7 protein-coding genes are annotated in these 5,455 nt (G+C 40.9%); 1 reads left to right on the top strand and 6 read right to left on the bottom strand.

Annotation, left to right across the window (positions count from 1 at the left end; genetic code table 11):
- The 6 genes from purQ to WA010_RS01075 form a co-directional block, all read right to left on the bottom strand.
- Positions 1-477: phosphoribosylformylglycinamidine synthase subunit PurQ (gene purQ / locus WA010_RS01100; RefSeq protein ID WP_422555331.1), on the bottom strand; the 477-nt coding region annotated here is incomplete at its 3' end.
- Positions 474-716: a phosphoribosylformylglycinamidine synthase subunit PurS gene (purS, locus tag WA010_RS01095; protein WP_422555330.1), complete on the bottom strand. Its 243-nt coding sequence runs from the start codon at positions 714-716 to the stop codon at positions 474-476. The genes purS and purQ, both read right to left, overlap by 4 nt.
- 5 nt (positions 717-721) lie before the next feature.
- Positions 722-1,432, bottom strand: coding sequence for a phosphoribosylaminoimidazolesuccinocarboxamide synthase (gene purC / locus WA010_RS01090; protein WP_422555329.1), 711 nt, complete (start codon positions 1,430-1,432; stop codon positions 722-724).
- Positions 1,433-1,434: 2 nt separating this feature from the next.
- Positions 1,435-2,757 (bottom strand): S41 family peptidase, encoded by a 1,323-nt coding sequence (locus WA010_RS01085; protein WP_422555328.1) that lies wholly within the window; start codon positions 2,755-2,757, stop codon positions 1,435-1,437.
- Between the two features lie 75 nt (positions 2,758-2,832).
- The gene (locus WA010_RS01080; protein ID WP_422555327.1) at positions 2,833-3,036 is read right to left on the bottom strand and encodes an RNA-binding S4 domain-containing protein; all 204 of its coding nucleotides are present in this window, start codon (positions 3,034-3,036) and stop codon (positions 2,833-2,835) included.
- A gap of 112 nt (positions 3,037-3,148) precedes the next feature.
- Entirely contained in the window at positions 3,149-3,421 is a 273-nt protein-coding gene (locus WA010_RS01075) for an RNA recognition motif domain-containing protein (protein WP_422555326.1), read from the bottom strand.
- A 250-nt stretch (positions 3,422-3,671) separates the two neighbouring features.
- Here WA010_RS01075 and WA010_RS01070 point away from each other — a divergent pair, with 250 nt between their 5' ends.
- The gene (locus WA010_RS01070; protein ID WP_422555325.1) at positions 3,672-5,276 is read left to right on the top strand and encodes an ABC-F family ATP-binding cassette domain-containing protein; all 1,605 of its coding nucleotides are present in this window, start codon (positions 3,672-3,674) and stop codon (positions 5,274-5,276) included.
- Positions 5,277-5,455 lie beyond the last annotated feature (179 nt).

Raw genomic sequence — 5,455 nt, 5'->3', positions numbered from 1 at the left:
GGTATAAAGCTCTTCAAGTCCAGTTTCATCGATGTAAAAGTTTCCATCATGATGTGCTATAGGAATATTAATGACATCCCCTGTATTGCATTGAGATAAAAATATATTATCATTGGCAATCACTTTGAGATGATGGTGGCGAGAAATAAAGTGAAGACCTTCGTTACGTTTCAATGCACCAGGGAGCAATCCTGTTTCGGTCAAAACTTGAAATCCGTTACAAATTCCTAAGACGTTTCCGCCATTATCGGCATAGACTTTGATGGCTTTCATAATCGGTGACATTTTAGCAATAGCACCGCTTCGGAGATAATCTCCATAACTAAACCCACCTGCAACCACGACAAGATCGGTGTTTTCAGGAATAGTATCTTCTTTGTGCCAAAGGATTTGTGTCTCGCATCCTAATGCAGCGAAGGCATGTTGGGTATCGTACTCACAGTTTGTTCCGGGAAACTGAACAATACCTACTTTCATGCTTGGATCTCAATCTCATAATCTTCGATAACCGTGTTAGCTAAAAGTTCTTCACACATATGAGCTACTTTCTCTTTTGCACTTTCAGGATTAGTTTCATTCATTTCAATAATGATCTGCTTACCGACGCGAACGTCTCTCACACTCTCAAAACCGTGACCGCTGAGGGCATGTTGTACTGCTTTACCCTGAGAGTCCAAAACTCCGTTTTTCAAAAATATATTTACGATTGCTTTCATAACCATTACCCCAATATTCGATTTAATACTTCTTCGTAGGCGACTTTAAGTCCGCCAAGTCCTTGACGAAAACGGTCTTTATCCATTTTTTCACCCGTAGCTAAATCCCAAAAACGGCAGTTGTCAGGACTGATTTCATCCGCAAGGATAATTTTACCCTCAGAATCGCGACCGAATTCAAGTTTGAAATCAACGAGGTTAAGCCCTTTGTCATGGAAATAAGGGCGTAGGATAGAGTTTACTTCGCGAGCCATAGCACGAAGCTGATCGAGTTCTGCTTCGTTGTTGACGAGTTCGAGGATTAGACAGTGTTGATCGTTTAATTTTGGATCGCCGAGAGCATCATTTTTATAGTCGAATTCGACCAATGTAAATGGGAGAACTTTTCCATCAGGGATACCAAGGTTCTTACTAAGGCTTCCTGTGGCAATGTTGCGGACAATTACTTCAATGAGGATAATATCCACTTTTTTACAGAGCATATTTGTTTCATCAAGCATTTCAACGAAATGAGATTCGATGCCATTTTGCGCTAACATTTTAAATAATTCAGTAGAGATACGGTTGTTTAATGCACCTTTTCCTGCTTCATTGTCTTTTTTGGCTCCATTAAATGCGGTTAGGTCATCCTTAAACTCCGCAATGACCAAATTGGTATCATCAGTGTTAAAGAGGCGTTTTGCCTTTCCTTCGTAGATGAGTTCTCGTTTTTCCATAATTATTTTCCTTTTACTATAATGAGAGCTTTGATAATATCGACACCCTCTTTGAGTTGAATATCTTTATTCAGCTGTTCAGGGGTAATCATAGTTTTATTGGTTGCATTGGCTTCAGTAACATCTAGCATACCATCATTTCTTTCGAGCTCAGATTCGAGATGTTTTTTTAAATCCGATTCTTTAATATTGAATGTTTTCTCATGGTTTTTGATCTCACCTGAGATGACTTCAATATCAGGAACTACACCTACGGCTTGAATGGTTCGACCGCTTGGGAGATAATAACGGGCTACAGTGAGTTTGATCGCTTCGGTCTCCGTGACCGGCATGACGACTTGAACAGACCCTTTTCCGAAAGTTTTTTCTCCGACGATCACTGCTCGCTTGAGATCTTGTAATGCACCGCTGACGATTTCAGAAGCACTGGCTGAACCTTCGTTGACGAGAACGACGAGTGGCAAGTCGGTAACGGTTGCACTTTTGGTGGCACTGTAACTTACATCATCGGCTTTGTTACGCCCTTTTTGGGAGACGATAACCCCTTCATTCACAAACAAGTCTGTGAGCTCAACCGCTTGATCCAATAAGCCACCCGGATTGTTGCGGAGATCGAGGATGATCCCTTTGCTTTTAGCGGCATGTTTTTTGATTGCTGTTTTCACATCGGCGGCAACTTTTTTATCAAAACTCGTCACGCGAACATAGAGGATATTTCCGCCGATGGTACGGGTATAAACTGATTCTACGGTGATAATGTCTCGAATAATATGAAATTTGAGCGGTTCAGCGGCACCTTTTCGGACGATAGTAATATCAATAGGGGTTTTTGGGACTCCGCGCATCAGAGAGACTGCATCGTCGATAGTCATATTTAAGGTTGCTTTATCATTGATTTTTAGGATGATATCACCAGCTTTAATCCCTGCCTTATCCGCAGGGGTCCCCTCAATAGGAGCGATGACGGTGAGGGTATTATCGCGCATTCCGACCGTTATCCCCAATCCGCCAAATTCGCCGTCAGTTTGAGTTTTTAGGTTGTCGTAGCTTTTTTTATCCATGTAGGTGGAATGGGCATCAAGATTAGAGAGGAGCCCTTGGAGTGATTTATCGATAAGTTGGTCGATACTCAAACCATCAACATTATATTGTTCAACAATGCCTAAAACTTTAGTAAATTTGGCTAAAGATTGAAGGCGTGAAGCTTCTATTGAGGTTTCGGTCGGCTCACTAACGCTATTTCTTGCGAACAGCGATGTTGAAAGTGCAATACTAACTGTTACGGCACTAATAAAACCAACAAGCATCATTTTTGTATTTTTCATACGTTTTCCGAACCTCAAATAGAGTCGCTAATAAGATAAGTAATTATAGTGAAATCTTCATTAATTAACAATGACTTAGATTACGTCAATAACGACATTACCGATCGTGATTTTTTCCCCTTTTGTGATTTTTGCTCGCTTACGAGTCTCAATTACACCGTTACGAACAACGTGATTGTTTTCGATCAGTATCTTTGCTTGCCCACCGGTATCGACAAGATCTAAAAGTTTAACTAATTTGTAAAGTTCTATAAAGGGCTCTGTTAAGGTATAAGTCATAAAAAATCTTTATTCAAAATATATTTTTAGAATTGTTGTTTTGTAGTAAAAATATGGAGATTATGGCACAAAAATAGGCATGAAACCCAATCGGGTCTCATGTAGAGTGTGATTACCAGCGGTCGCGTGGAGGGCGTGGAGCACGTGGACGAGCTTCGTTAACACGAAGTGTACGTCCGCCGAAATCATTACCTTCAAGAGCAGTGATCGCTTTGTTAGCTTCGTCTTGGTTCGCCATTTCAACAAAACCGAAACCACGAAAACGGCCTGTTTCTTTATCATTTACGAATTTAACTGAACTAACTTCACCATATTGTCCGAAAAGATCTTTTACATCATTCTCGTCTTTACCGTAGGGAATATTCCCGACATAAATTTGTGTCACATTGCACTCCGTGAAAAAATCGAACTATAACTAGCATAATCCTTGGCACATTTTAGCCATTACAATCTTATGGGAATGTTAAAAATAATTGTATTTCCGTAATTAATTTTAAGGCATTGATAAAACATTACATTATTCAATTTTATATCAAAATAAGTTGGATATTTGGATCCCTGTTTATTCTGTATTAATGGAATATAATAAAAGTTTAGCTACAATCGCGTAATTTTTAAATATAAAGAGTTTTGCAATGGTACAAGTCACTAAATTAACAATGCGCTTCGGTAGCCGAATTTTATTTGAGGGGATTAACCTCAAACTAGACCGTAACAAACGTTACGGTCTTATCGGTGCGAACGGTGCCGGGAAAACAACATTCCTAAAAATTCTTAGCGGTGAGATCAAAGAGTACGAGGGGGATGTCTCCATAGAGCCGGGTCTCAAAGTGGGTATTTTGGGACAAAATCAGTTCGCGTTTGAAGATTTTACTATTGCTGATGCCGTATTATGGGGGAATAAACGCCTTTATGATGCGATTAAAGAAAAAGAATATTTATATGCTAATGGTGATTTCGAAGACGATAAAACCAATGACCGTCTCGCAGAGTTGGAGATGATATGTTGCGAAGAGGATCCGACCTATGAGTATGATGTTCAAATTGCAAAAATTCTCGAAAATGTTGGGATTGCAGCAGAAAATCATCAAAATTTGATGTCGAGCCTCCCTTCATCAGAAAAATTCAAAGTTCTCCTCGCACAGGTTCTTTATCCGAAACCAGATGTTTTATTCCTCGATGAACCGACCAATAACCTCGATATCGACACAATTGGATGGTTAGAACGTGAGCTTCAACGTCATGATGGGACATTGGTCATCATCTCGCATGACCGTCACTTTATCAATGCCGTTGTGACGAACATCCTCGACGTCGATTTCCAAAAAATTCGTGAATTTACGGGGACGTATGATGACTGGTATCTTGCTTCGACCGTAATGGCGAACCAAGCACAGTTGGACCGTGATAAAAAAGTAAAAGAGAAAGAGCAACTTGAAGCGTTTGTTCGTCGTTTCTCTGCGAATGCATCGAAAGCAAAACAAGCCACTTCTCGTCAAAAACAACTTGACAAACTGACCATCGAAGATATTAAACCATCAAGTAGACGAGATCCAAGCATTGTGTTTAAAGCAAAACGTCAAATGGGAGATGAAGCATTACGTGTGGCGAATATTTCTCATAGCTATGACGATTTGAATGTCTTGTGTGATTTTGATATTTTGGTTGCACCGGGTGAAAAAATTGCGATTATCGGTGCCAACGGTGCGGGTAAATCAACCTTATGTAAAATTCTTATGGAAGAGATGAAACCGACTAGCGGGAGTGTTACGTGGGGAGCTACGATTGAATACAGTTATTTCCCTCAAGATACGACCGATAAAATCAAAGGGGACGGTACTCTCTACGACTGGCTTCGCGGGTTTGATCCGAAACGTGAAATCTCGGAAATTCGTAACTGTTTGGGACGTATGCTCTTCAACGGCGAACAGCAAGAGAAAAGCGTTGAGAAGATTTCAGGGGGAGAAAAACATCGTATGATGCTCTCTAAGATGATGTTGGAGGGGGGGAATTTCCTCGTACTCGATGAGCCTACCAATCACCTCGACCTCGAAGCGATTATTGCACTCGGTGAAGCATTGCTCGATTTTGAAGGGAATGTTATTTGTGTGAGCCATGACCGTGAGTTGCTCGATGCGTTCGCCGATCGTATTATTGAATTGCACCTTGATGGCACCTATATCGATTTCAAAGGTTCGTACGAAGAGTTTGCCGAGGCAAAAGCGAACGGGTCACTGTAAGTAAACTATTCGTTCGCCCTGAGCCTGTCGAAGGGTGGAACGTTCATGGTTCGACAGGCTCACCACGAACGGAAGTGCGGAGGGATAAAAACATGAATGATTACAAAAACTTTGTTGGATTAGGGGTTGCGGGTAATTTTGCACTCCATCTCGAACAAGCAGGGGAGAGTGCTGATTTC

The organism is Sulfuricurvum sp. (genome assembly GCF_049305995.1).
Classification (GTDB): domain Bacteria; phylum Campylobacterota; class Campylobacteria; order Campylobacterales; family Sulfurimonadaceae; genus Sulfuricurvum.
The sequence above is the reverse complement of the archived record's forward strand: the minus strand, read 5'-3'. Positions and strand labels throughout refer to the sequence as shown.

Bases quoted from the DNA above. Each gene is read 5' to 3' on its own strand.
- purS (WP_422555330.1), bottom strand. From the start codon at position 716: ATGAAAGCAATCGTAAATATATTTTTGAAAAACGGAGTTTTGGACTCT.
- purC (WP_422555329.1), bottom strand. From the start codon at position 1,432: ATGGAAAAACGAGAACTCATCTACGAAGGAAAGGCAAAACGCCTCTTT.
- WA010_RS01085 (WP_422555328.1), bottom strand. From the start codon at position 2,757: ATGAAAAATACAAAAATGATGCTTGTTGGTTTTATTAGTGCCGTAACA.
- WA010_RS01080 (WP_422555327.1), bottom strand. From the start codon at position 3,036: ATGACTTATACCTTAACAGAGCCCTTTATAGAACTTTACAAATTAGTT.
- WA010_RS01070 (WP_422555325.1), top strand. From the start codon at position 3,672: ATGGTACAAGTCACTAAATTAACAATGCGCTTCGGTAGCCGAATTTTA.